General features: G+C 41.8%; 26 protein-coding genes and 1 pseudogene. 4 read left to right on the top strand and 23 right to left on the bottom strand.

All coding sequences use genetic code 11. The features are described 5' to 3' along the window. Window positions 1–7: 7 nt before the first annotated feature. Window positions 8–1,384, bottom strand: coding sequence for an extracellular solute-binding protein (locus HFM85_RS06295; protein WP_173738333.1), 1,377 nt, complete (start codon window positions 1,382–1,384; stop codon window positions 8–10). 451 nt (window positions 1,385–1,835) lie between these two features. On the opposite strand from HFM85_RS06295, the gene HFM85_RS06290 reads away from it, so the two are divergent. Continuing rightward, window positions 1,836–2,861 carry a LacI family DNA-binding transcriptional regulator gene (locus HFM85_RS06290; RefSeq protein ID WP_173738332.1) on the top strand — a complete coding sequence of 342 codons (1,026 nt, stop codon included), beginning with the start codon at window positions 1,836–1,838 and terminating at the stop codon, window positions 2,859–2,861. A gap of 110 nt (window positions 2,862–2,971) precedes the next feature. Here the strand turns inward: HFM85_RS06290 and HFM85_RS06285 are convergent, their stop codons facing one another. Together HFM85_RS06285 and HFM85_RS06280 are read right to left on the bottom strand one after the other, a co-directional pair. Further along, window positions 2,972–3,244, bottom strand: a complete 273-nt coding sequence (locus HFM85_RS06285; RefSeq protein WP_118512776.1) for a hypothetical protein — start codon at window positions 3,242–3,244, stop codon at window positions 2,972–2,974. 145 nt (window positions 3,245–3,389) lie between these two features. Next, the gene (locus HFM85_RS06280) at window positions 3,390–3,878 is read right to left on the bottom strand and encodes a DUF1648 domain-containing protein (protein ID WP_173738331.1); all 489 of its coding nucleotides are present in this window, start codon (window positions 3,876–3,878) and stop codon (window positions 3,390–3,392) included. A 213-nt stretch (window positions 3,879–4,091) separates the two neighbouring features. On the opposite strand from HFM85_RS06280, the gene HFM85_RS06275 reads away from it, so the two are divergent. Beyond that, window positions 4,092–5,474, top strand: a complete 1,383-nt coding sequence (locus tag HFM85_RS06275) for an NCS2 family permease (RefSeq protein ID WP_173738330.1) — start codon at window positions 4,092–4,094, stop codon at window positions 5,472–5,474. A 62-nt stretch (window positions 5,475–5,536) separates the two neighbouring features. On the opposite strand, the gene HFM85_RS06270 is transcribed toward HFM85_RS06275, so the two are convergent. The 8 genes from HFM85_RS06270 to HFM85_RS06235 form a co-directional block, all read right to left on the bottom strand. Further along, the gene (locus HFM85_RS06270) at window positions 5,537–6,391 is read right to left on the bottom strand and encodes a YitT family protein (protein WP_173738329.1); all 855 of its coding nucleotides are present in this window, start codon (window positions 6,389–6,391) and stop codon (window positions 5,537–5,539) included. Further along, window positions 6,388–6,741 (bottom strand): arsenate reductase family protein, encoded by a 354-nt coding sequence (locus HFM85_RS06265; protein ID WP_173738328.1) that lies wholly within the window; start codon window positions 6,739–6,741, stop codon window positions 6,388–6,390. The genes HFM85_RS06270 and HFM85_RS06265 overlap by 4 nt, the downstream gene beginning before the upstream one ends. Before the next feature lie 108 nt (window positions 6,742–6,849). Then, window positions 6,850–7,638, bottom strand: coding sequence for a zf-HC2 domain-containing protein (locus HFM85_RS06260; RefSeq protein ID WP_173738327.1), 789 nt, complete (start codon window positions 7,636–7,638; stop codon window positions 6,850–6,852). Continuing rightward, window positions 7,622–8,119, bottom strand: a complete 498-nt coding sequence (locus HFM85_RS06255) for an RNA polymerase sigma factor (RefSeq protein ID WP_173738326.1) — start codon at window positions 8,117–8,119, stop codon at window positions 7,622–7,624. The genes HFM85_RS06260 and HFM85_RS06255 overlap by 17 nt, the downstream gene beginning before the upstream one ends. Window positions 8,120–8,315: 196 nt before the next feature. After that, window positions 8,316–9,485, bottom strand: a complete 1,170-nt coding sequence (locus HFM85_RS06250; RefSeq protein WP_173738325.1) for a YkvI family membrane protein — start codon at window positions 9,483–9,485, stop codon at window positions 8,316–8,318. A gap of 18 nt (window positions 9,486–9,503) precedes the next feature. After that, window positions 9,504–10,922 (bottom strand): FAD-binding oxidoreductase, encoded by a 1,419-nt coding sequence (locus HFM85_RS06245; protein ID WP_173738324.1) that lies wholly within the window; start codon window positions 10,920–10,922, stop codon window positions 9,504–9,506. A 3-nt stretch (window positions 10,923–10,925) separates the two neighbouring features. Continuing rightward, the gene (locus tag HFM85_RS06240; RefSeq protein WP_173738323.1) at window positions 10,926–12,116 is read right to left on the bottom strand and encodes an electron transfer flavoprotein subunit alpha; all 1,191 of its coding nucleotides are present in this window, start codon (window positions 12,114–12,116) and stop codon (window positions 10,926–10,928) included. 13 nt (window positions 12,117–12,129) lie between these two features. Further along, complete coding sequence (locus tag HFM85_RS06235) at window positions 12,130–12,918, bottom strand: electron transfer flavoprotein subunit beta/FixA family protein (protein ID WP_173738322.1); 789 nt, start codon at window positions 12,916–12,918, stop codon at window positions 12,130–12,132. A gap of 225 nt (window positions 12,919–13,143) precedes the next feature. On the opposite strand from HFM85_RS06235, the gene HFM85_RS06230 reads away from it, so the two are divergent. Beyond that, window positions 13,144–13,515 (top strand): SMI1/KNR4 family protein, encoded by a 372-nt coding sequence (locus HFM85_RS06230; RefSeq protein ID WP_173738321.1) that lies wholly within the window; start codon window positions 13,144–13,146, stop codon window positions 13,513–13,515. Between the two features lie 63 nt (window positions 13,516–13,578). Here the strand turns inward: HFM85_RS06230 and HFM85_RS06225 are convergent, their stop codons facing one another. The 7 genes and pseudogenes from HFM85_RS06225 to HFM85_RS06195 all read right to left on the bottom strand — a co-directional run bounded on the left by HFM85_RS06225 (window position 13,579) and on the right by HFM85_RS06195 (window position 18,385). Then, a complete protein-coding gene (locus HFM85_RS06225; protein ID WP_173738320.1) occupies window positions 13,579–13,761 on the bottom strand; it encodes a hypothetical protein in 183 nt (60 codons plus the stop codon). Window positions 13,762–13,784: 23 nt separating this feature from the next. Continuing rightward, complete coding sequence (locus HFM85_RS06220; RefSeq protein ID WP_173738319.1) at window positions 13,785–14,189, bottom strand: hypothetical protein; 405 nt, start codon at window positions 14,187–14,189, stop codon at window positions 13,785–13,787. 663 nt (window positions 14,190–14,852) lie between these two features. Further along, entirely contained in the window at window positions 14,853–15,035 is a 183-nt protein-coding gene (locus HFM85_RS06215) for a hypothetical protein (protein ID WP_330594756.1), read from the bottom strand. 39 nt (window positions 15,036–15,074) lie between these two features. Next, window positions 15,075–16,364, bottom strand: coding sequence for a glycerophosphodiester phosphodiesterase family protein (locus HFM85_RS06210; RefSeq protein ID WP_173738318.1), 1,290 nt, complete (start codon window positions 16,362–16,364; stop codon window positions 15,075–15,077). 526 nt (window positions 16,365–16,890) lie between these two features. Next, a complete protein-coding gene (locus tag HFM85_RS06205; RefSeq protein ID WP_330594754.1) occupies window positions 16,891–17,496 on the bottom strand; it encodes a helix-turn-helix domain-containing protein in 606 nt (201 codons plus the stop codon). Between the two features lie 138 nt (window positions 17,497–17,634). Beyond that, entirely contained in the window at window positions 17,635–18,012 is a 378-nt protein-coding gene (locus tag HFM85_RS06200) for an SdpI family protein (protein ID WP_173738317.1), read from the bottom strand. 112 nt (window positions 18,013–18,124) lie between these two features. After that, window positions 18,125–18,385 (bottom strand): annotated as a pseudogene (locus tag HFM85_RS06195) (TnpV protein). 12 nt (window positions 18,386–18,397) lie between these two features. Here HFM85_RS06195 and HFM85_RS06190 point away from each other — a divergent pair. After that, entirely contained in the window at window positions 18,398–18,544 is a 147-nt protein-coding gene (locus HFM85_RS06190; RefSeq protein WP_243873825.1) for a hypothetical protein, read from the top strand. A 924-nt stretch (window positions 18,545–19,468) separates the two neighbouring features. On the opposite strand, the gene HFM85_RS06185 is transcribed toward HFM85_RS06190, so the two are convergent. From HFM85_RS06185 to HFM85_RS06165, 5 genes are all read right to left on the bottom strand, one after another. Further along, window positions 19,469–20,524 (bottom strand): helix-turn-helix domain-containing protein, encoded by a 1,056-nt coding sequence (locus HFM85_RS06185; RefSeq protein ID WP_173739179.1) that lies wholly within the window; start codon window positions 20,522–20,524, stop codon window positions 19,469–19,471. A gap of 220 nt (window positions 20,525–20,744) precedes the next feature. Continuing rightward, window positions 20,745–21,332 (bottom strand): DUF2812 domain-containing protein, encoded by a 588-nt coding sequence (locus tag HFM85_RS06180; RefSeq protein ID WP_118049207.1) that lies wholly within the window; start codon window positions 21,330–21,332, stop codon window positions 20,745–20,747. Continuing rightward, entirely contained in the window at window positions 21,329–21,652 is a 324-nt protein-coding gene (locus tag HFM85_RS06175) for a PadR family transcriptional regulator (protein WP_004850579.1), read from the bottom strand. Before HFM85_RS06175 ends, HFM85_RS06180 begins: the two co-directional genes overlap by 4 nt. Window positions 21,653–21,784: 132 nt before the next feature. Continuing rightward, window positions 21,785–22,159 (bottom strand): TnpV protein, encoded by a 375-nt coding sequence (locus HFM85_RS06170; RefSeq protein WP_173739180.1) that lies wholly within the window; start codon window positions 22,157–22,159, stop codon window positions 21,785–21,787. A gap of 4 nt (window positions 22,160–22,163) precedes the next feature. Beyond that, window positions 22,164–23,579 (bottom strand): plasmid recombination protein, encoded by a 1,416-nt coding sequence (locus HFM85_RS06165; RefSeq protein ID WP_118701431.1) that lies wholly within the window; start codon window positions 23,577–23,579, stop codon window positions 22,164–22,166. Between the last annotated feature and the right edge of the window lie 96 nt (window positions 23,580–23,675).

Genomic DNA, 23,675 nt, shown 5'->3' with positions numbered 1-23,675 from the left:
CATCTTTTTATTTTGCATACTCATAAAGGTTTTCTACAGATTTGAATGTACTGTTCTTCATATCCTTTGTGATGTTGGCTTCTGCCTCGTCCAGGGCAGTATCAATGTCAACACCGTTGAAGAATACATCCTCTCCTGCTTTTTTCAGAGAAGTCTCCACAGTTGCAGGCATCGGGCCCGGCCAGATATAGTGGTCAATGTGCTCGGAAAGAACCTTCAGAGAAGGATTTTCAAGGATCTTCTCATTATCTGCCAGAGATTTCTTAGCCGGGAAGGTACTCATTGCCAGGTTAAATGCGATCTGTGCGTCATCGTTTGCCAGGAAATATTTTACGAAGTCCTGTGCAACTGCCTGCTGGTCAGCCGGAGCGTTTTTGTTTACGCCAAAGGTAGACTCACCGTTGTAACGGTTGTAAGCATATGGCTCGCCGTCAAAGGTCGGGATTTCAAATACGCCAAAGTCGATGTTGCTCCATGTTGTTTTCAGAGTGTTGTAGTAGTGTCCCCACTGGATGACCATGGCTGACTGTCCCTGTCCGAAGCTGTCTGCTGCTTTCTCACCGAAGTCCTTGGAACCGATGCCATCTACATCATACATATCTACCAGCATCTGCATTACCTTCTTCATTGCATCAGAGTTTACATTCGGAGTAACTCCGTCTTCCTTGAAGAGGTTTTCTCCCAGCTGATAATTCAGGCCAAGGAGGTAATTCTGATGGAAATCATCGTTGAAGTTCAGACCTGCCTGAACGATCTTGTCACCGTCTTTAATAGTAAGCTTCTTGGCAACCTCGATCATCTCGTCCCAGGTCTTCGGGATATCATCATCTGTCAGACCTGCTTTCTCCCACATATCTTTGTTGTAGTATACAGATCCGGTCATCATACCGTAATCAATATAGTAAACCTTTCCATCGATCACATGGGCGCTTACACCGTTGAAATCTGCCTCCAGATCCTCTGTGGGGATATCAAGAGGAGCCATGTAATTGATCAGGTTCTCATGGTAGCTGTTATGTACGTTGAAAATAGCCGGTCCGTTGTTCCCATCCAGTGCAAGAGGAAGCTTGGTCCAGTAATCCTCCCATGGGTTATCAACAAGATTGATCGTTACATTTGGATGGATCGCTGTGTATCCGTCGATGATCTGCTGGAACAACTCGTCACTGCCCCACTCCCAAAGCTCTACGGTGATGTCTTTTCCGTCATTGAGCTCCACACTGGGGTCATATTTGACCGTATCTCCGAAAGGCTCTGTAGGTACCTCTGCCTTAGCTTCGGATTTGCTGTCACTTCCGGCAGAACTTCCTGTACTGCCACATCCTGTAAATGCAGTTACAACCATTGCTGCAGCAACTACCGCTGCAAAAACTCTCTTTTTCATGCATTACCTCTTTCTTTCCGGTATTTTCCTGTTTTTTGACTACGTTTTCCGTTCCTTTTAGTTTAGCGCTAAATCTATTGTTAATCTATCACGCGCATAGAGATTCGTCAATATAAATTTATTATTTCGTCGATTTTTCCAGTATTTATATGGAATTTTTGTGCATTTTTCATATTTCAAGGCTGCATTTTTTTATTTTCCCGCAATCATACATTGATTTTTTCACTATGTTGGACTATAATATATATAGTTTATAAACCGTTTTTTTCGAACATTTATATTTCGTGTTTAAACCTTGTAAACCTGTAATAAGAGGATACATAAATTCTGGATTTTTCATTGTATTTTTATTTTTAACTGAGAAATGTGTCAGAATTTTTTATATAATATATATATGTATGACAGCAGTTTCCTTCCCGGAAACTGCTATGGAAGAACAGAGGTGTGTAGTATGACATTAAAAGATATCGCAGATCTGGCCGGTGTCAGTATGATGACCGTCTCCAATGTGATCAACGGCAAAACCAGCCGCGTTTCCCAGAAAACCAGAGACAAGGTCAATGCGATCATAGAAGAATACGGATATGTTCCCAACCTGAATGCCCGGAGCTTATCCAATAAAAAATCCCATATCATCGGCATCATCATTTCCCTCGATGAAAAAGATGTGCTCCTGGGAACCAACTATTTTGAGAACCCTTATGTCAGCACTATGATCGGTGCTATCGAAAAAGAACTGCAGAAGAATGAATATTTCACCATGATCCGCTCTGTATCAAAAAATGCGGATATCATTTCCCTTCTGAAGAACTGGAATGTAGATGGAATCATCATTCTTTATCCTGCCGCCGGCGAATACATGGCAAGGCTGATGGATTCTGCCACCTGCCCCATCGCCACTTTTGACTGTGAACTGGAACACCCCAATCTTATCAATATCACTTCCAATGATGAGAAGGGTCTTTACCTTTCCACAAAATATATGATCAATCACGGTCATTCTGCCATTGCCTTTGTGGCCGATTACAAAAACAACCACGTTCTTACCAGCCGTTTCAATGGCTATAAACGGGCGCTGGAGGAGAACCATATTGCTTTTAACCCGGATTACGTTTATGAGTACTCTCCTTCTTATGAGGGCGGTATCCAGGCCGGCCGTGAGATTGCATCCAGCAACTCTCCAGTTACCGCTGCGGTAACTACAGCGGATATCTGTGCTATCGGAATTATGGAGGGTGCCCGCCTGGGCGGCTACCGCGTTCCTGTGGATCTCTCTGTGATCGGATATGATAACCTGACACTGTGCCAGTACACTCTGCCCAAGCTGACCTCCGTCTCCCAGAACATCCCCCGGAAAGCACTCCTTGCCACCAGTCTTCTCCTGGAAAAGATCCGCACCGGCTCTGTCAGCTCCTCCTGCCGGCCTGCCCTGGATGTTGAGATCGTGGATCGGCAGTCAGTGATCTCGTTGTATTAAGTGCAGTGATTTTATCCTGACTATCTCTTATTCAAGGATCAAATCATAAAATCCCGGAACTGCTGCAGTGCTTCTAATCTGCCAGCACTGGCACAGCTCCGGGATTTCCGTTACAAACCCTCCCGATACACGCTGTTGATCGTAGCCTGGGCGTGTTCCAGCTCTTTCTTCCGGATGATGGCTTCCCGGTCACTTAAAATCGCCAGCATCTCATCGATCACATCCTCCACTCTGGGACTTGTCACCCTGTATAAATACCCCAGCATCCGTGTAGCTGTGTAATCGGTATTCATATGTTTATAGGCGATTTCCCGGCACAGTTCATCGGGATAGCCTTTGTCCTGAAGTGCTCTGTAAAGCTCATCTGTTCTTGTATCTGCCATATGCTCCTGAGATTCCTTTCCTGTTTTTATTATAATTTCATCAAGCGGATATTCGCGATCCACTTTCACTGGTTCCAGCCATATTCAGTACAATAAATCGGACATTTATCTTCCACTCTGCTGCATGATCACAAACGCGACCGCTTCACGATTTATCATCCTCATCCATGCCAGTTTCTTTATCAGTCTTATATATTCCCCGGATCCCCAGGATCAATGTTACGAAAATCCCTGCGATCAGTATCCACACCGGCCACATAGGTGCCGTTCCCAGATTACCGCTGATTCCGGCATAAAGACATACTCCAATGGATAACAGCTTGATCACAGACATCATTTTGGACGCGATCTCAAAAATACGCTCTCTGTTTTCCTCCGTCACCTCAACCGGATAATTCCACCACTGCGGAAATCTCTGGCAGAACATCAGAAGCGCCAGGATCAGCAGACCCAAAATCGGCTCCAGAAGAAGGCTGCCCTTCTTCCCATACCGGTCCGGGATCCCATGCGCATTAAAATGTATCGGCACCCTCTCCGGCAGATTTCCCCAGGTGGCTACAAGATACATCACGTACACTAGGATCATCAGAAAACAGATCACATCTGTAATATTCCGAAGTTTTTTCTCAGACATTATCTACTCTCCCTTCATCACAAAATAAACCCGTCTGTAAATCGAATACTCTCTTTTCTGTATTTTACACACAAATTACCTGCTTGTAAAAGTATTTTGCAAAAAATTACCTTACATAACAATATCTGTTAAGCATTAACGATTGCACACAAATTTTTTATATGATAAAATAGACATGTTGTCCAAAAACATATTTAAGAAAGGGAAAGAAATATGTTAGAAAAAATCTTCAAGCTGTCCGCAAACAAAACGGACGCCAAAACAGAGGTTCTGGCAGGTATCACCACCTTCATGACAATGGCGTATATCCTGGCAGTTAACCCAAACATCCTGTCCGCAACCGGCATGGATTCCGGAGCTGTATTCACAGCTACCGCACTGGCAGCCTTCCTTGGAACGCTGCTGATGGCGATCTTCGCCAACTACCCGTTCGCACTGGCACCCGGAATGGGTTTGAACGCATACTTTGCCTATACAGTTGTTATCGGTATGGGCTACAGCTGGGAGTATGCACTGACTGCAGTTTTTGCAGAAGGTATCGTATTTATTGTTCTTTCACTTACCAATGTACGTGAAGCGATCTTCAATGCGATCCCTCTGAACCTGAAATCCGCAGTCAGCGTTGGTATCGGTCTTTTCATCGCATTTGTAGGATTACAGAATGCCAATATCGTGATCGGCGGCTCCACTCTGCTGCAGCTTTTCTCTGTAGATGGCTACAACGCAGCCAAGGGTGTAGAGGCTTCCTTCAACAATGTGGGAATCACCGTTATCCTGGCTCTGATCGGTATCATCGTAACCGGTATCCTGGTTGTTAAGAATGTAAAGGGAAACATCCTCTGGGGTATCCTGATCACATGGGGACTTGGAATCATCTGTCAGTTCGCCGGACTTTATGTTCCGAACCCGGAGATTGGCTTCTACAGCCTGCTCCCGGATTTCAGCAACGGACTCTCTATCCCGAGCCTTGCTCCGATCTTTGCGAAGCTGCAGTTTGACGGAGTTTTCTCACTGGATTTCCTTGTTATCCTGTTTGCATTTTTATTTGTAGATCTTTTTGATACTCTTGGAACTCTCGTTGGTGTCTCTTCTAAAGCAGGCATGCTGGATGAAAATGGCAAGCTTCCTAACATCAAGGGCGCACTTCTTGCAGATGCAGTTGCAACAACTGCCGGTGCAGTTCTTGGTACATCCACAACCACTACCTTCGTAGAAAGTGCTTCCGGTGTATCCGAAGGCGGAAGAACCGGACTTACCGCAGTGACAACTGCCATCTTATTTGGCCTGTCCCTGTTCCTGTCTCCAATCTTCCTGGCGATCCCGTCCTTTGCCACAGCTCCGGCTCTGGTGATCGTCGGATTGTACATGCTCAGCAATGTTATTAGCATTGATTTCAGTGATATGTCCGAGGCGATCCCATGCTATGTATGTATCATCGCAATGCCGTTCTTCTACAGCATTTCCGAAGGTATCTCCATGGGAGTTATCACATACGTAGCCATCAACCTGATCACAGGTAAAGCAAAAGAAAAGAAGATCAGCGCTCTGATGTATGTACTGGCAGTGCTGTTTGTCCTGAAATATATTTTCCTGTAAAATATGGCAAAAAAATTCCCGGGAGTTTTGTCCCGGGAGTTTTTTATTCCAGCAAAATATTCTTATTTCTTCGGCTGATACCGCATATTCGATACATTATAAACCGTGATAAACGCTTTCGGGTCCTCCTGGTTTATAAACTTCATCAGCTTCTGATATTCACCTTTATCTACGATGGTGATGATCTCACGGCGTTTTTCCATGTTGTAGGCACCGATGGCCTCATAGATCGTTGCACCGCTGTGCAGGTCGTGAATGATAAACTGCCTCAGCTCCTCTTCCTTTTTCGTGATAATGCAGACACGCCGTTTGATGTTATGGTCAAAAATAAAATGATCCAGAACGATCCCGTTAAAATACGTTCCCAGAATACTTAACACCACCGTCTTCTTATCATAGACAAGAGCCGCAGAAAGTGCCACGCACATACCGGAAAGAGACATGGCTTTTCCAAGTTCCATGTGGAGATACTTATTCATGATCTTCGCTACGATATCCAGTCCGCCTGAGGATGCATTCCGGTTAAAAAGAATGCTAAGTCCCACACTCACTACCAGAACATAACACAGAACATCCAGTTCCTGGCTATCTGTCATAGAACCGAAATTTGGAAAAATGATCTCAAACAATCCCAGAAACAACGGCAGCATTACACTGGTATAAACCGTCTTAACTCCAAACTCTCTTCCACAGGTAAAAAATCCAATGATCAGCAATACCACATTCAGAATCATGGTAATAGCCGACAGCTGCAGCGGCACAAAGTTGGAAAGCACGATTCCAAGACCGGAAATACTGCTGACCGACGTATGGCTTGGCACCAGGAAAAAATATACCGCTGCTGCGATGATCGCCACTGCTACAGTCAGGATCACCGTTTCTTTGACAATGTCAACATAATTCAGTTTCTTTTTCATGGCTTCAGATACTCTTCCCACTCTTTTTCTTTTGCGCCCACCAGAATTTTATCCTCCGCTACAAGAATCGGTCGTTTCACAAGCATCCCGTCTGTTGCAAGAAGTGCAAGCTGCTCTTCCTCGCTCATTTCCGGAAGTTTATCTTTCAGTTTCATCTCTTTATAAATATTTCCACTGGTATTGAAGAAACGCTTCAGCGGAAGACCGCTTTTTTCCCACCAGGCTTTCAGTTCCTCTGCAGTTGGATTGTCCGTCTTAATATCACGCAACGTATATTCTGCGCCACTCTCATCCAGCCATTTCTGAGCCTTTTTGCAGGTACTGCATTTTGGATAGCATACAAATAACATCTTATGTCCCCCTGTTCTTCGGCAGTAAATACGTAAATTCACTGCTGTCTGTTTTTTTGCCTACAGCACAGAGTTTTTATAGAACTTTTTCACTGTACTGTCCAGGTTTTATTTTAACATAGACGATGCGGTATTTCTATCCTCTTGTTCCGACCATATCAGCTTCGATTTCTGTTTCATCTCATCCACAATTTTCTCCGCTGCATCCAGATCTCCCTTTGCTTCCATCTCTGTTAATTCCAGGCTCTTCTTTCCGGCCTCCTCACTCATATAATAAACCTCTGTTACCGTTTCCGGGGTGCTGTCATCTTCCGGTGATACTTCCTCTGTCTTTTTGGAAAAATCCTGAAGCAGCATGTCATCGCCTTTCAGTTCCAGAGTTCCTGCATATGGCGCGTCAATGGCGTAGACGAACTCTGTTTTTCCATCTTCTGTGTACTGTACTTTCATTCGATTGATGAGATTATTGGAAGAATACAAACTGTTATTTTTTACGTACATTCCGCTATTTTCCAGGGTCATGTATTTTTCGTTGAAATACCAGTGGTTGTAGCCTGCTGCCGCAGCGATGAGTGTCAGGATAACTGCCACTGCAGCTGTCAGCACTCTGCGTACCAGGAGTTTTTTCCTGATTTTTTTCAGTGCGGATATGCTTCCGGTATTTGCATTACTTTCAGTATTTTCCGTCCTACCAGCTCCACCTCCTGTTATGGAGGCTACAGATGATCTTATCCGGTCCTGCTCTTTTCCCTGCTCCTCTTTCATGATCTCATACATTTTTCTGCATTCCTGACAGGTTCCTATATGTTCTTCCACCAGTACCTTGCTGTCTTCGCTTAAAATCCCATCTATATAAGATGGCATCAGATCCTGTATTACATCACATGTGATCTTCATATTTCAGCTCCTCTCTTATCTTTACTCTTGCACGGTAATAAGTCACCCGCGCCCAGTTTTCACTTTTTCCAAAAAGCATTCCAATCTCACTAAACTTAAGCTCTCCGAATGTCCGCAGGGAAAAAACTTCTTTATACGGTTCCGAAAGGCTATGCAGAACTTTATGGATCTCCATGGCCTGGCTTCGCTGTGCCAGTTTTTCTTCAAAAATTTCTCCGCCATGGCTTTCTGCTGTTTCCAGCTGCTCATCTCCGGGAAGCTGCTTTTTCTGCTTTTTCAGATGGTCGTATAACGTATTCTTTGCGATCTGGCAGAGCCATACCCGCACATCACAGTCACCACGGAACTGATTTATCTTTTTCAGTGCCTTAAAAAACGTCTCCTGAGTCACTTCCTCAGCCAGCGGTCCATTCTGTGAGACAGAACAGATATACCAATATACAATATCAAAATATGTCCGGTAAAGTTCTTCTATGTTCATTGGCTTTCTTCTTTCCTCCCTTCTCACTTATAAGACGATCCTAGTTCAAAAACATTACAGAAAATCTTTCAAAATTTTGCCGTTATTTTTATTCCGGCATTTCTTTTATCGCAAACGAAGGGGATGTAAAAAAACTCGATTGAGTTTTTTTACATCCCCTTTTTTCAGCTTCTGATAAAACTTTATACTGTCCGGCTCAGATTTCTTTTCCCTTTGTCGCAACGGCATGTACAACAAACGGTACAAACAATGTAATAAACGCCGCATATCCAAGGTAAGCGTAACCTTTTTTTACAACTGTCATCAGACCGAACTGTGCAATAGCAAATGCCAGGAATGTAAAAATTGCTGTGAAAACTGCGTTTCTTCCAAGATGTCCCTGAGCTTTTTTTGCCGGGCTGTCCATACGGCGCTCCACTGCGTTTACACAACGTGTCACAATACCGGAGATCATATTTACTGCCGTGGAGATCGCTCCAAGGATGATCAGCAGAGAAATGACCGGTGTCAGGATACCGGAACCTACGCCATTCTGAACAAGTACAAGCATCGGTACAGATGCAGATGCAAGCTCACCTACATATGCAATGGCAAGAAGTCCCAGAATGGAAAGCTCCATTGCACAGAAGTTGCATACAAACATCCAGATCGCTGCTTTGTTGATCTGTTTTTCGTCCGTTACATCCTCCATGTGCTGGTACATAACAGAAACAGATGCCAGCTGGAAGAAGAAATAAAGGACTGCTGAATAGAGAGCCGGTCCAAAGGCTCCGCTCTCGGAGGAAAGTACAGTCATTTCTCCGGAGGACATAGTATGGATGGAAGCTGTGATATCTCCCCACTGTGCAATGATATTCGGAACAAGTACCAGTACAAGACCGATGATGATCAGCACACTTAAGGTAGAAGCACATTTTCTTACAACATTGGTTCCGAAAAGTGCGATCACAAAGATAAATGCTGCAATGATCAGTGTACAGAACCAGTATGGTATCCCAAACAATGTCTGCAGTGTGGAACCGCCGGTTGCAAAGGCTGCTGCAGATGCAGTTCCGATCATGATCAGGTAACAGATCTCATAGAGATTGGACATAACCGGTTTCGTTTTTCCGTAAAGACTGTCGGAAAAGCTTCTGTAATCGTAGGTTTTGTGTTTATAAGCATAGCGCATTCCATACCAGAAAAACAGTGCATACAATCCCTGTGTCACTGCCGGCAGGATCAGACACCAGATACCGTAGTTGATAAAGTACTGATAGATCTGCGCTCCTGATGCGAATCCGCCTCCGAACTGTGTGGTAAATGCTACGAACGCAAGTCCCATGGCCAGAGGCATTTTGCTTTGTAATGATTTATTCTGACTCATCTCTCTTTCCCCCATTTTTTATTTATTATATTCGATGACTTTTCCCGGATTCAGGATCAGTTTATCATCGAATGACAGCTTGATGGCTTTATAAAGAGCGATCATTCTCGGTCCCGCAAATTCTTCCAGAAATTCCAGACGTCCGTTTCCGATGCCATGCTCACCGGAAAGCTGTCCGCCCAGTTCCTTGGACAGTGCATACAGCTCTACCAGACTTGCGTGAGTGGCTTCCTTCCACTCCTGGTCACTCATTTCCGGTCCACGGAGCATCTCTGTGTGGATGTTTCCATCTCCGCAATGACCGCAGGGCTCTACACGGATGCCATGTGCACTTGCGATCTTTTTGGCTGCTTTTACATACTCGGCGATTCTTGCACGCGGAACAACTACGTCACATTCTTCCTGTGCTACAGAATCTGCTTTCATACCTTCCAGGATTCCGCCACGGACACTCCATACAGCTCCGGCACGTTCCGGCGTTCCTGCAATACAGCAGTCCAGAGCTCCGTTTGCAAGGGCCGCTTCTGCTGCTGCCTCTACTGCACTGTCCAGCTCCTGTTTGCTGGAAGCATCATACATAACGATCAGAACTGCTTCGCCTTGTTTTACCGGGAACATTTTGTTCAGATTACGTTCTACGATATCGATCAGTTCTCTTTCCAGAAACTCGATGGCTGTTGGCACAAACGGCAGCTCCAGAACCTTCGGGACCATGTCTGCACATTCCTCAAGACTCCTGAACGGCATTACAAGGGTACAGGTGCAGGTCGGTGCGGGAAGAAGCTTCAGCGTTACCTGAGTCAGGATACATAAGGTTCCCTCTGAGCCGATCACCAGATCTTTTACATCATATCCTGTTGTGTTCTTCACAACGTTGGATGAAAAATTCATGATGGAACCATCCGGCATAACTGCCTCGATACAGCGGACAAAATCTCTGGTCAGTCCATATCGTACTGCCTTCATACCTCCGGCATTTGTGATAACATTACCGCCGATGGAAGCTGTTTTTTCCCCTGGATCAGGCGGGTAAAAAAGTCCACCTGCCGCTGCCGCCGCCTGGATATCAATGAGCAGTGCTCCCGGCTCAGCTGTGATGGTCTGGTTCTTTCTGTCGATCGGAAAGATCTTGTTCATGCGCATCACAGACAGCATGATACCGCCATATTTGCAGGTTGCTCCACCTGCAAGTCCGGTTCCTGCACCACGGCATACCACCGGAATATTTTCTTTATATGCGTAAGCCATGATGGCAGAAATCTCTTCTTTATTTAAAACCTCCACATAAAGCTCCGGAGGAAAAACTCCGTACTCCGGCATCTCATCACGATAATATTCTTTTGCGATATCGTCGCCGACCCATACACGATCTGAAGCAGTCACAGAACGGATGTAGTCAAAATCTTCTGAAGTCATTTTTTTGTAGGGATATGCCATGACTTAATCCTCCTTCCGATTCTTTATCAGTTCTGTCAGCTCCGGTACAACCTGGTACAAATCGTCCACAATGCAGTAATCTGCAACATTAAAGATCTGTGCTTCCGGATCATTGTTGATCGCTACGATACAGTCAGATCCTGTCATGCAGGAGGTAAACTGGATGGCACCGGATACACCGCAGGTGATGATCAGCTTCGGACGGACAGTTCTTCCGGAAAGTCCGATCTGATGTGCAACATCTCCGAATCCGTTTTCTACCATAGGACGGGTGAAGGCAAGCTGTCCGCCAAGAACCTCTGCCAGTTCACGGCACATTTCCACATCCTTTTCATTCCGGACACCACGGCCTGCTACTACCAGAACATCCTCTTCCTCCAGGCTCTTTACCTTATCAATAACCCTTGATGAAAGAATTTTGATCCTGGAATCTGCCATTTTTTCATTTACCGGACATACGACCACCTGACCGTGAGGATTTTTTACCTTTTCTGCCTTGTCCATAACCTTATAACGGACAGTGGCAAACTGTGGTCTTGATTTGGTGATCCCGATCTGAGCCATGATGTTTCCGCCAAAAGCCGGTCTGATCTGGATCATATCGGTGTTGGAACGGATATCCAGTGTGGTACAGTCTGCAGTCAGTCCCGTATGGAATCTGGTGGAAAGCCTCGGCGCAAGGGAACGTCCCAGCGCAGTAGCTCCGATCAGCACAGAACTTGGCTTGTTTGCTGCGATACAGTCTGCAACTGCATCTGTGTAGCAGTCTGCACGGAAGCCCTCAAAACCTTCATGCTCATATACGTACACATTGTCCACGCCATATGGAAGCAGCTTTTCCGCATTTTCCTTTGTTCCTCTGCCTCCGACGATCACACAGTTAACCTGATAACCGACTTTGACAGCCATCTTTCTGGCTTCCCCGATCAGCTCAAAGGTAACCGGATGGATCTCACCTCTCTCCTGCTCCACATAAATAAGAAAGTTTTTCCATTTATCCTTGTCAAAGGATTTCGCCCTCTGCTCAAACCGGATCGCCTTTTCCGGGCAGTTACGAACACAAAGTCCGCACATACGACAGGCATCGCCTACAACAATTCCTTTTCCTTCTATGGCAAGAGCTCCGAAAGGACATTTCTCTACACAGATGCCGCAAAGAATACATTTATCTGCGTCAAATTTTAAAAATTCCATCTTCCTCTTCCCCCTATATGATTTTCTTTCCTGTCAGAATAGCCACAAGCTTATTTGCTTTTTCCTTTGCAGTTCCTTCCAGATAAACCTGTTTTTCGCTTTCCTCCGGTGCAAACATTTTTTCCACAGAGGTGGGGGAACCGATCAGTCCGTAACGGCTCAGGTCCTGATCCGGCATATCTTCAAAGCTTAAGATCCGTACCGGACGGTCGGCAGTTGCTCTCTTTAATAAGTAGGACGGCAGACGTGGCACGCAGGTATCCTTGTCAATGGTTAAAAGACATGGATACGGAATCTCGGAAACCTGGGAAACACTGACCAGATTCTGACGAACCTGAATGCTTTTTTCATTGACATCCATAATCTCTGCTACCCATGCAGCATGTGGAATGGTTAAATGCTCTGCAATGGCCGGTCCAACCTGGGCTGTATCTCCATCTGTGGTCTGTCTTCCGCAGATGATCAGATCTGCACCGCCGATCACCTGGATTCCCTGTGCCAGTGCATAGGAGGTTGCCAGAACATCCGCTCCCGCAAATTTTCGGTCTGAAAGGATCACACCTTCATCAGCTCCCATAGTATAGGCATCCCGGATCATCTCTTCTGCCTGAGATGGTCCCATGGTCAGAACTGTTACAGTTCCGCCTGTTTTTTCCCTGATCGAAAGAGCTGTTTCCAGTGCAAACAGATCATATGGATTAGTTCTTGTCTCACCGGACATTCGTTTCATGGCACCTGTTTCCGGATCGATATCAACCTTGGAGGTTGCCGGTACCTGCTTCATACATACAACGATCTTCATTTTCTATCTTCTTTCCTGTATTTTCACTTTTATTTTTCGCTTTAAAACGTTAAACAACTGTATAAGTATAGCATTAACGTGGTGTAAAGTCGAGAGGGTTTTGGTAAATTCTGCATAAAAAATCATTGTAAAAACTTTTAAGCATGCTATAATTACTCTCCGTTAGCAAGTAAAGCAGACATATTAATCTTTACAATATCACATCGATCAAGGAGCATATATGTAATGGAAGACATCCGTGCAATCTACAGAATTTTCAACAATCTAAAATATGAAATGGAAAATAATGGATGGGTCTATCAGTGGCATTTAGGCGATGAACCTATAAAAGTAACTCATAAATTTAACCCTCCTGTAACACCTGAAGAATTTCAGCTGTTTGAAAAATATTTTCCCAATATGAAACTTCCTGCTTCATACAAAGCTTTTTTATCCTGCTCAAATGGCATGGAACTTTTTTGCGGAGAGGAAGGCAGAGACGATTACCTATGCTATCCAGCTCCAGATACTGATCGTTTTAATATCCCTTTTAATGAATGGCTGGAAAGATATATCGTATGCCAGGGGCATGAATTCTGGTATTTCTTGAATCCATAAAACAGAAATTTTATGAATATTTTTCGTAAAAATACCCCGGAACCAATGGCCCGGGGCATTTTATTATTCGAATCTTAAAGTCACATCCTGCGGGATATGATAAAAATCTTTGAAATCTTTTTCCCATTCTTCTGTAGGTGGTACAGTTTGCCAGCAATATTCCGAATAAGGAAGGATCGGAAGCACGATTTCTTTCTGGTTCTGCTCTATTCCGGCCTGGATCAGCTGCGATCTGTAATCGTTCACCTGACCAATCGCCAAAAATATTCTTATATATAACAGCTAATACACATGGAAATCCGCTCGTTTTTATCCACTACATTCCAGATACACAGAAGCACATTTACAAAAAACAGAATCGCAAGTATCGTATTGATCCCGTTATTCAGCATTTCATTACTGTCAAACACCCACTGCGGATATACTTTATGAAAAACACTGTATACACTAAATCCGCAAAATACTACGGACATCTCTGCAGTCAGGAAATTCTTTTTTCCTCTTTTTATGATCAAAAATAAAAGAATTCCTGCAAGAATCACATTCAAAACCCAGTTATTGATCAACAAATGATACCAGATCTTACTGATAAACTGTTCTGGCATTCCGTTAAATGATATCTTTTTATATCCGGTACCTGTTGCTGCTTTTGTGTAACCTCCATTTGAAAACATAAAATATGCTCCAAGTATTGATGACCAGAGGAAATTCACCTGTATAACCGGAAGTTTTCGATACCTGACCAGTGTATAAACTGCCACCCACACTGCATACAAAAGCACAAATATCGTAACATGTTCACTGAACAGCTGAACAGAAATACCGGTGGAAAAAAATTTACAAATGCTGCCGGCCATCCATAACTCTGCTGGAATAAGGTTGCCGGAAGAGACAAAATCAGAAAAGCACAGCTTAATAATAAAAACAGATCTTCTTTTGTCTTTTTCTCTTCTTTGAAATATATATTTTTATACATTACATGAAAAAGCCATACTACTCCGACAGCAATTACCAATGTCTTCGCTATTACACTTCTTGTGATCAGAACTGCCAGAAGGTTGCCAAGATATCGTCCATTATAACCAGTAAACCCTCTTTTCATAAGTTGAAAACGGGCGTCCGTCCCCCACCTCCACTCATCATGACAATAGGGTACTTTATACCCGATATACAGAAATAATGCAAATACCAGTGCGTAAACAAACCACTAAATTTTTACTCTTTTCTTCATAAGTTCTCCTTAACCTCGTCTGCTATACGGCCTTCATTTTTACTGTGCCAGATTTTTCATCTGTTTGTACTCCATTTACATTTCAAGCTTCATCTGCTCCTACGGCCTACTCCTGTTTCCAGCATAGCCTGATATTTTTTTCAAATCCGGGAATCTTCTCCTGATCCGGCTTATTATCTATACTGTCTTTCAGGTAACGCAGCACATGGGCAAAGCATTCCTGGTAATCTGCACCATAATTATAAAAGGTAACATCGTAATCGTGGACAAGGATTCCCTGATAATCCATTTTGTGTGTGATAAAGCATTCTTTTTCTTTGCCATAAAATCACATGATCCTCTCACACGTAATATAATCCACACCCCAGTTCCTGTAGCAGTCTGCCACTTTAGAATCTGTAAAAAGCCACAATGCAACACGGATATTTCTGGAATGAGCTCTTTTAATAATGGATCTGTTTGTGCACCGGTACTGTGCACTTACGTCAAATTTATATCGGCTGCATTCATCCAATGCTGCTTTTGTGATCCGATCCCGTAGAATCCACTGTATGCTTACGGTTTTGTTGATCTGCCGGAGCATCTTTAATGGTTCTTCCTTAAATGAAATCACCACAGGGCTCTTTTTTGACATTTTTATGATTTGGTTAAATTTAGCTACACTTTCACTGTTCAGCTGTGATTTGATCTCGATCACTGGTACTACAGAGTATTTATTACAGCAAGCCAGATACTGTTTCAGTGTGGGGATGGTGTTATTTTTGTATGCAGAAGCATTGGTTCCGGTAATAATAGGATATTTTTTTACTTTCTGATATGTAAGATCCTCTATTTTCTTATTCACCCCGCACATGCGCTGAAGATTTCCGTCATGAAAAATCACGAAAGTTCCATCTTTCAGCTGCCGCACATCCGTCTCTATATACTGCGCGCCTTTTTGCCCGGCAAGTTCAAAAGCAGGGAGGGAATTCTCCGGTGCCTCCAGGCTTAATCCTCTGTGCAAAATAGTTCCGGTGCTGCCATTAAGAGGCGTATCTGCTGTTTTTATGTATTTCAGTTCCGCCACAACTGTAACTTTCAGCGATGCTGTATATCTGTATTTTCCCAAAGATACGCAGGTTATATTTACAGTTCCTGGTGTTTTTGCAGTTAAAATTCCATTAGATGAAATTACTGCTATTTTAGGATCTGATGTTTTATATATCGTTGTTTTTCCCCTGAGCTCAGGTTTCAGCTGCAGCTTACTTCTGACTTTTATTTTTGCTGAAGATGCTTTATATCCTTTAAAATTCGTACGGGCATTTTTATTATATGCATACACGGTACAGTAAATGGTTTTTCCGCCGTAAACAGCGGAAATCCTGACAGTGCCCCAGTTTTTTGCAGTAAGAGTACCTTTTGTTACAGATACTTTGTTCGGATTGCTGCTTTTCCAACGGATTTTTCCCGGATTTACTTTCCTTCCATTATTATAGGCAATAAGACTTTTGCTTTTTCCAACCTGCAAAGACACTGTTTTCTGCCCAAATTTGTATCCCTGCGTTGCTGCCGCAGCTGGAACTGCTATACATATCAATAATATAAATGCTAATATAAAACCACTGATCTTCTGTTTCATACCGTACTCTCCTGTAAAGCTGTTAAATTCTTCTGATATGCAAAAAACTATCTTACATTCTCACTGTTTTTCATCTGCAATTTTTAATTGTTACAATCGAAACATGGGTGCTGCCATAACGGTAGGCGGTTAGTCCTTCTCCAGAGGTTGCTGAGTGCCACTGGCACTCGTTTAGCAACGACCGAACGGAGTGTAGACCTGTGACCTTCTGATTACATAGAAACCTGTAAAGGAATCCAATAGAAAGAAGGACTAAGCCAATGAGTATTGTTGACTTCATAGCAGTAGTGAGCTTCGGCTTAACCTGCTTTAGTATCGGATATACATTAGGCAAAGATAATCATAAACCACAAAAATAACCGCCTTGGTCTGGTAAACTAAGCGGTTATCTTTGATGATATTCTAAATAGTAAAACGGACTAACCGTCTATCGGTAGCACTCTTTTTCTATAATCATATTAGCACGCATCTGTGAAAATGTCAAAAAGTTCTTTTTCCATAGTATGTAATACTAATTTGAAAATACTTATAAGCCGAAAAAATACACCAGTACCAGCTTGATCACAGCAGCTCCACCAAAAGCAACAACTGCAGTTACAACTAATTGCATAGGTTTTGAGAAATTTTCGAACACAAAAACTTTCCTACTCTTGCTCCGCACCTTGCTTAAAGATCCTGTCGTAAATGCTGCCATCATTATGACTGACACAGATACCAAGGTCTCACAATAGCCGGCAAGCTTTCCTAACACATCATTATACATATATGCACCTGTTTCATGCAGAATCCAGTATAGAACCAATGCACAAACTCCCATGACACTTTGGAGCTTCATTTCCTTAAAAATCTTCTCTTTCTCTGTAGTTGCATAATCTGACATTGTTTTAGCAATTTTTCTTTCTTCTTCGTTCATCATCTCGCTTTTCCTTTCTCCACTGATAATCTCAGGAATGCTGATATCATAATAATCTGCAATATCCACAAGAATACTGATATCCGGCATATTGTTTCCGGTTTCCCATCTGGATACAGTCCTTCCAGAGACATTTAATATTTCTGCCAACTGCTCCTGTGTAATGCCTTTTTCTTTGCGAAGTATTTTTAAAAAATTTCCGATTTTTACTTGGTCCACCTCAACTCCTCCTTTCATCATCAAATATAGAATCTGTTATCTGCAAATAACACGACACAAAGCGAGAAATGTCGTATTTTCACTAATAGACACAGTTGTCTATGCGTTTTTCATTTTTTCAATTATACAAACTGGAATTTATCGTCTTGTTCCATTCTTATCAAAATTCTTTTTTAATGCTATTTCTGTTGGGAGAATAGACCCAATTAAAGGAATAAGTTGAACACCACAGATAATTCCTCCTATACTCCCAACACAATCTTCATTTTTTCCAATCACTAAAAGCATGAATATTACTGTTATCGGCAACATAACCATTCCACAGACATACCAGACTTTACCACAATATTTATGAGCAAATTCCCATGTGTCTTTGTTCTTCATAGACATCGAAGTCCGATATCCAAATACTGAATTTATTTCCTTTGGAGCCTTTTTCGTAAAATATCTTCCAAAACCAATCATCGTAAATGGAAGAAGCAAATCCATAATCAACATAAAAATCCAAAACCCCATTGTAAACCTCCTTTACTACAACTTCCGATTTATCTCTTACATTTTATCATATTCTATCCCATAACTCTATTCTTAGATTGCCAAAGAGCAGCCTTCCGACTGCCCTTTCTGCTCACATATACACGCTCTCTTTCAACACAATTTCCTCCGCACATGCCTTTATATTATTTATCAATCCAACCCATTTCATCAGATCCTGCATTTTCAGTTGTTCCGTCACACCTTGTTTTTCCTCAATCTGCTTTACCAAGGTTTCCACCTACTCTCTGGCCTCCTGATCGACTCGGTTCAGATGTGCCGTCAGCTCCCCAGTCATCAATAAATACTGGTATCGTGCCGGTCTATGCTCTTTCAGGAACTGTTTCCGCAACATTCCGTATTTACCATGCCTGATGTAGATAATCTGCTTACATCATTCTATCAGCTTGATAATGAAGCCAGACAGGAAGTTGTGGAAACTATCCGTTTGAAGCTACAATATCATCGTGATCCGGAACGTGCTGAGCAGATCAAACAGATCAAAGGCTGGTAAAAAATTACTCCTGTGAATAGCAAACATTCGCAGGAGTTTCTTTTTGGCACCGTTTTGGCACCACTGGTCTGATTTTCGGTTTTTAGTTTGTTTGTACTTCGTCTTACTGATTAATTTTCTGCTTACTTTTATCTTGAAAACTCATAGGTGATTTTACTTTCCACTCAACAGAAAAACCCCGGAAACCTTACGGTTCCGGGGTATCTTACGTTTGGACACAATGTACCTTGCGGTACTCAATATATATTAAATTAGGATGTTATACTAATTAACGATTACTCGATAACTGTAGCAACACGTCCTGATCCTACAGTACGTCCACCTTCACGATACTTTAATCCCGTTTTTCCTTATATTTTTTATGGTTTTTTCTCCAAAATACAGTGAAAAACGGCTGATTTGCACTATTTATTTTCATTTGCCTGATTTCTTGGCACCGTTTTGGCACCGGAGAATACTCAAACTAATTCTCTTCTGTAGCTACCAGATACTTCTCTACCAACTTTATATTGCACCGGTAGTTTTTAACTGTTATAATCGAAACATGGGTGCTGCCATAACGGTAGGCGGTTAGTCCTTCTCCAGAGGGACTGTGACCCTCTGATTACATAGAAACCCGAAAGGGAATCCAGTGAAAAGGAGGGCTAAGCCAATGAGTATTGTTGACTTCATAGCAGTAGTGAGCTTCGGCTTAACCTGCTTTAGTATCGGATATACATTAGGCAAAGATAATCATAAACCACAAAAATAACCGCCTTGGTCTGGTAAACTAAGCGGTTATCTTTGATGATATTCTAAATAGTAAAACGGACTAACCGTCTATCGGTAGCACTCTTTTTCTATAATCATATTAGCACGCATCTGTGGAAATGTCAAAAATTTTCTTCTTTCTCAACTACATCTATTTCCATACATTTTTACAACCTATTTCAAGTGTTCCTCAAAAATTGATTCGAGTTCCTTATTCCCCCTCAAGAATTCATACTCTTTCTTATTTTCAATTTCCGAATACAATTCACGAACAAAATTTTTTCCAAGTCCCGAAAAAGCTTTTCCCTGTGCAGTATCTTCATACCTGTAATACAAAGGGGATTGTGTCATATTCCAAGGCTTCTGTGATTCACTTAATAATCGCTTAATTAACTGGATACATTTTTCTACATCTTTTCGATATCCAGCAATCAGCAGATATGGAACTGTGTTGCCATAATTCCATAGTCCAAACAATGATATCATGTGATCTGTAATCTCAGCAATTTTCTCTGCTTTATCATGATTTCCTGTCTCTTCTTCCATTTCTATTAACTTATACAAGTAGCTTTGGATATTGATAACTGCCTGTAGCAATTTCCCTTCTAAGAATAATGCAGCAGTATCTGTTCCTTCCTGATGTGCTAATACACTTGTTTTCATAATCGTTGCATCAATTACAGTATCAGGAATTTTTTTCAAAAGGACATTTGCTTCTTCATATTTCTCCATTTGGACATATTTTGTTGCAAGTATAAAAACGCTTGAATTTCTCACTCTTTCATCCTGACTATCTGCTGTTCGTTCCAGCCACTCAATAATAGCTGTATTATATTCCATTCGTTCTTCGTCATTAAGATCTGACAAAGTCAAAGATCCGTTCAGAACGGTTGCAATCGTATATATTAATAAGTCGCAATGAGGATACTCCTGTATTTTACGAGATGCCATCTCGAAAGCCTCTGTAAAGCTGTCCAATGAAACTTCCGAAAGTTCATTCACAAATTGTCCAATCTCTTTTTCTGTCAATTCTTCATGAAACGAAAACAATTCATTCATATCAATTTTCAATAGTCGTGCCAAAGCTGGAAGTAATGAGATATCGGGATATGTATTTCCCTTTTCCCATTTATTTACCGCTGGAGTAGAAACACCCAGATAATTTGCCACCTGTTCTTGTGTTAATCCCGCAGTTTTTCGATAATTTTTTATCTGCTCACCAATACGCATTGTTCACACCTCCTGTCCTTATTTCCATTATAGCGTTCCCAATACATGTTTACAATTGAGCCTTTGTTTACTTATTACTTTCTTTTTTTAACTTTCAATTAATTTTCTCTAATATTTATATCATCAGCAACAAACTGCCCACAAGTTTATGAACGGGCTACTAACCCTCAAACGACAGTGTATTACATTGCATCAACTAAACCAACCTTGTTATCCTGAATCACCACTCCTTCATCTTCGCTTCATGCCTATTTTTCATAATTTGCAACTGGTATATAATGACAGGGATTAGAAAAATCACAGCAACTATGCCTAAAATAACAGACCGATTTACAGTAGCAAATGCCGCGAACATAAGCATTAATAACAGCCAGGGATTTCGCAAATTACTGTAATAATTTGCCCTATCTTCATAGGACGTATGAAGGTCAAAAGGTTTTCCATCATTTTCTTTTTCTACAATCAGCAATTCCCTGTTAAATGTTGTAGTGTTTGTTGCAACACGACCGCCAATTTCAGCCCACGGACGCCAGCGAACTTTACCAACAGAATAATTAAGATTGATATTTTTATAGAATACGGAATATCCCATTTCTTCCAAGAAATCATGGTAATCTTCAGCATTAGCTTTTGATTTTTGTCCTATAAACTCCACGCAATATTGAACTTGACCTGGCTTACATTTTTCAAATTCATAGAGTAATTTTCCCGTTCGAATAAGGCGATAACCTTTTTCAGCCATCTTATTCAGCCAGTTTTTCTGTACCGTTAATAGCCCACCAAAAAAACGATAACACTTTTTGCTCATAGTGTACCTCCTACAATTCCGCTTGCAATACCTACAAGTTCACGAAGTCTGATAAGTTCTTTTTCAGCTATCTCCTTTCCTTTTACAGTGATAAGATACTCTTTTTTTCTACCTTCACTATCTCCGAAAAGCTCAATCCATCCCTTTTCTAGCATTGAATTTAATGCACCATATAAAGTGCCTGCTCCCAATGAAAGCCGCCCACCTGTTTTTTCTTCAATGAACTGCATGACAGCATATCCGTGTTTAGGTGAATAGAGTGAAAGCAAAATATAGAATGTCACTTCTGTGAGTGCACCACTTTTCACATTATCCCTCATAGCATTCCCTCCTTATTACGGTTACTGTAATAACTATATCAGTAACCGTAATAAAAATCAAGAGATGTGAAATAAATCTTAATAAGCCGGATAGTATTTTGCTTTTCCTGTTCAGTCCTTTACAAACAATACTTATATATAAAGTATTTCTCTCAACACCATTTCTTCTGCACTAGCTTTTATATTATTCATCAGTCTAACCCACTTCGTCCGATTCTGTACCTTTAATTCTTCAGTTACGCCCTGTTTTTCTGCCATCTGTTCCATAAGCATTTCCACCTGCTCTCTGCTCTCCTGATCAATCTGATTCAGGTGTTCCGTCAGCTTTTCAGTCAACAACAAATATTGATATTTTGCTAATCTGTGTTCCTTCAGAAACTGTTTCCTCAGCATTCCATATTTCCCATATATCGGTTCTTCTTCATTCAATACCAAATCCGGCAAATAATAATCTCCATGCAAAGTATAGCTTAATCCGTTCTTTTCATCATAAATGTGTGTTCCCATAATCTTATCTCTCCATTTCTCTGTTTTTTGATTTAGTTTTCTTACGCTGCTGATTCTCCATCTCGCTTTTTTTCATTCCCCATGCCAATCTTTCATGAATATTTCCCTTCGGCATTTGTTCCATCCGTCGCTTTTCTTCCAGGACTTTCTCGTTTTGAATATCCTGCTGTACTGCTGTATCTACAGTTTCTATTCCAAGAACACGCACAACACGATCATACCTATCAGAAACACCTTGTAATATATCTTTTTCTTCTGACAATTTCTGATTATCTTTACGTATATCATCCAGTTCTCTCTGAATAGCATTATATTTTTGTTTCACCTTTTGATATTTTCTCTTCCAACCTTCCACCTCTTTCGTGAGTTCTTTAACCTGAGCCGCCATTACAGCAACCTTATTCTTTATTTGAAGAAACAGTGGTTTAATTTTTTTATCTCGATAGGTTACTGCCCGTTCTAGCGTGCCCGCCTCCGGCAGTAACATTTTAACCGTTCCATATTCTTTGATTTCTTTGCTCACACTATCCATAATCGGTTGTAGCTGTTCTCTGCGATCTTCCAGGCTTTTTAGTTCTTTTTCTGCGCTCCCTGCCTTTTGTTCTGCTTCTTGCTTCGCCTTGATTGCCTGTTCCTTATCGTCTTTTAAATTCTGGATATCTGCTCTGGATTCTGCAATTTGTGCTGTTAATTCTTCTTTTTCAGCAGTTAGATGCTCTTTCTCCTGCTCCAATTCCTGTACTTCCTTTTTCCGTTCTTTTTTCTTGAAGTTATAGACATCCAGATGTTCCTCATGAGTACCTTTCTGTTCCCATTCAATTCCATACTGCTTTGCAGTCTCTGCCAGAACTTCTTTTTCATGATTTATCCACTGATTCAGTTCCGTATCATGCTTATTTCCACCTTGAAATCCAAGACTTTTTAATGCCTGTTTCAGTGAAACTCTGGTATCCATTCCTTTTCCTTTCCAACCCGTCACATAAGGAATAAAGTCAATATGGAGATGTGGAGTAGCCTCATCCTGATGCAGATAGCAACTAAATACCCGAAGTGTCGGATTCCGTTTCTGGAAATCTTTTACATACTCATCCAGTACGTTTACAGCCAGATCTCCTGCTTCTGTTCCAACAGCCATATCTTCTCGGTTTCCAATCTGGAAAATCACTTCATGGAACAACTTTTCCTGTTTTCCTTGGCGAATCTTTTCATAATAATTTGTAATCTGCCGATCTTTTCTTTTCCCGACATTATACCGTTCTACAGCTTCATCAAACAGCTCTTTATAGACTTCTTTCAGATTCTCATTCCGGTAACAAATATTTAATTGCACTCTGTCTGGATCAACATTTTCTGCTATAAAATCTCGTCTGTTATGAGCCAGAGACCCTGTCCCGATCATACCACTGATTGTTCGTTTCATCGTCATATTCCTCACCCCGCTTTCTAAAACCAGTGCCAGACATGGCACATAAATTTGTATCTTTGCGAGCTATAGTATAAAAAGAAATATTCGCCG

The organism is Blautia schinkii, assembly GCF_013304825.1.
Classification (GTDB): Bacteria; Bacillota; Clostridia; order Lachnospirales; family Lachnospiraceae; genus Blautia_A; species Blautia_A schinkii_B.
Note: the sequence above shows the minus strand (reverse complement) of the source record. Positions and strands in the feature narration are given on the sequence as shown.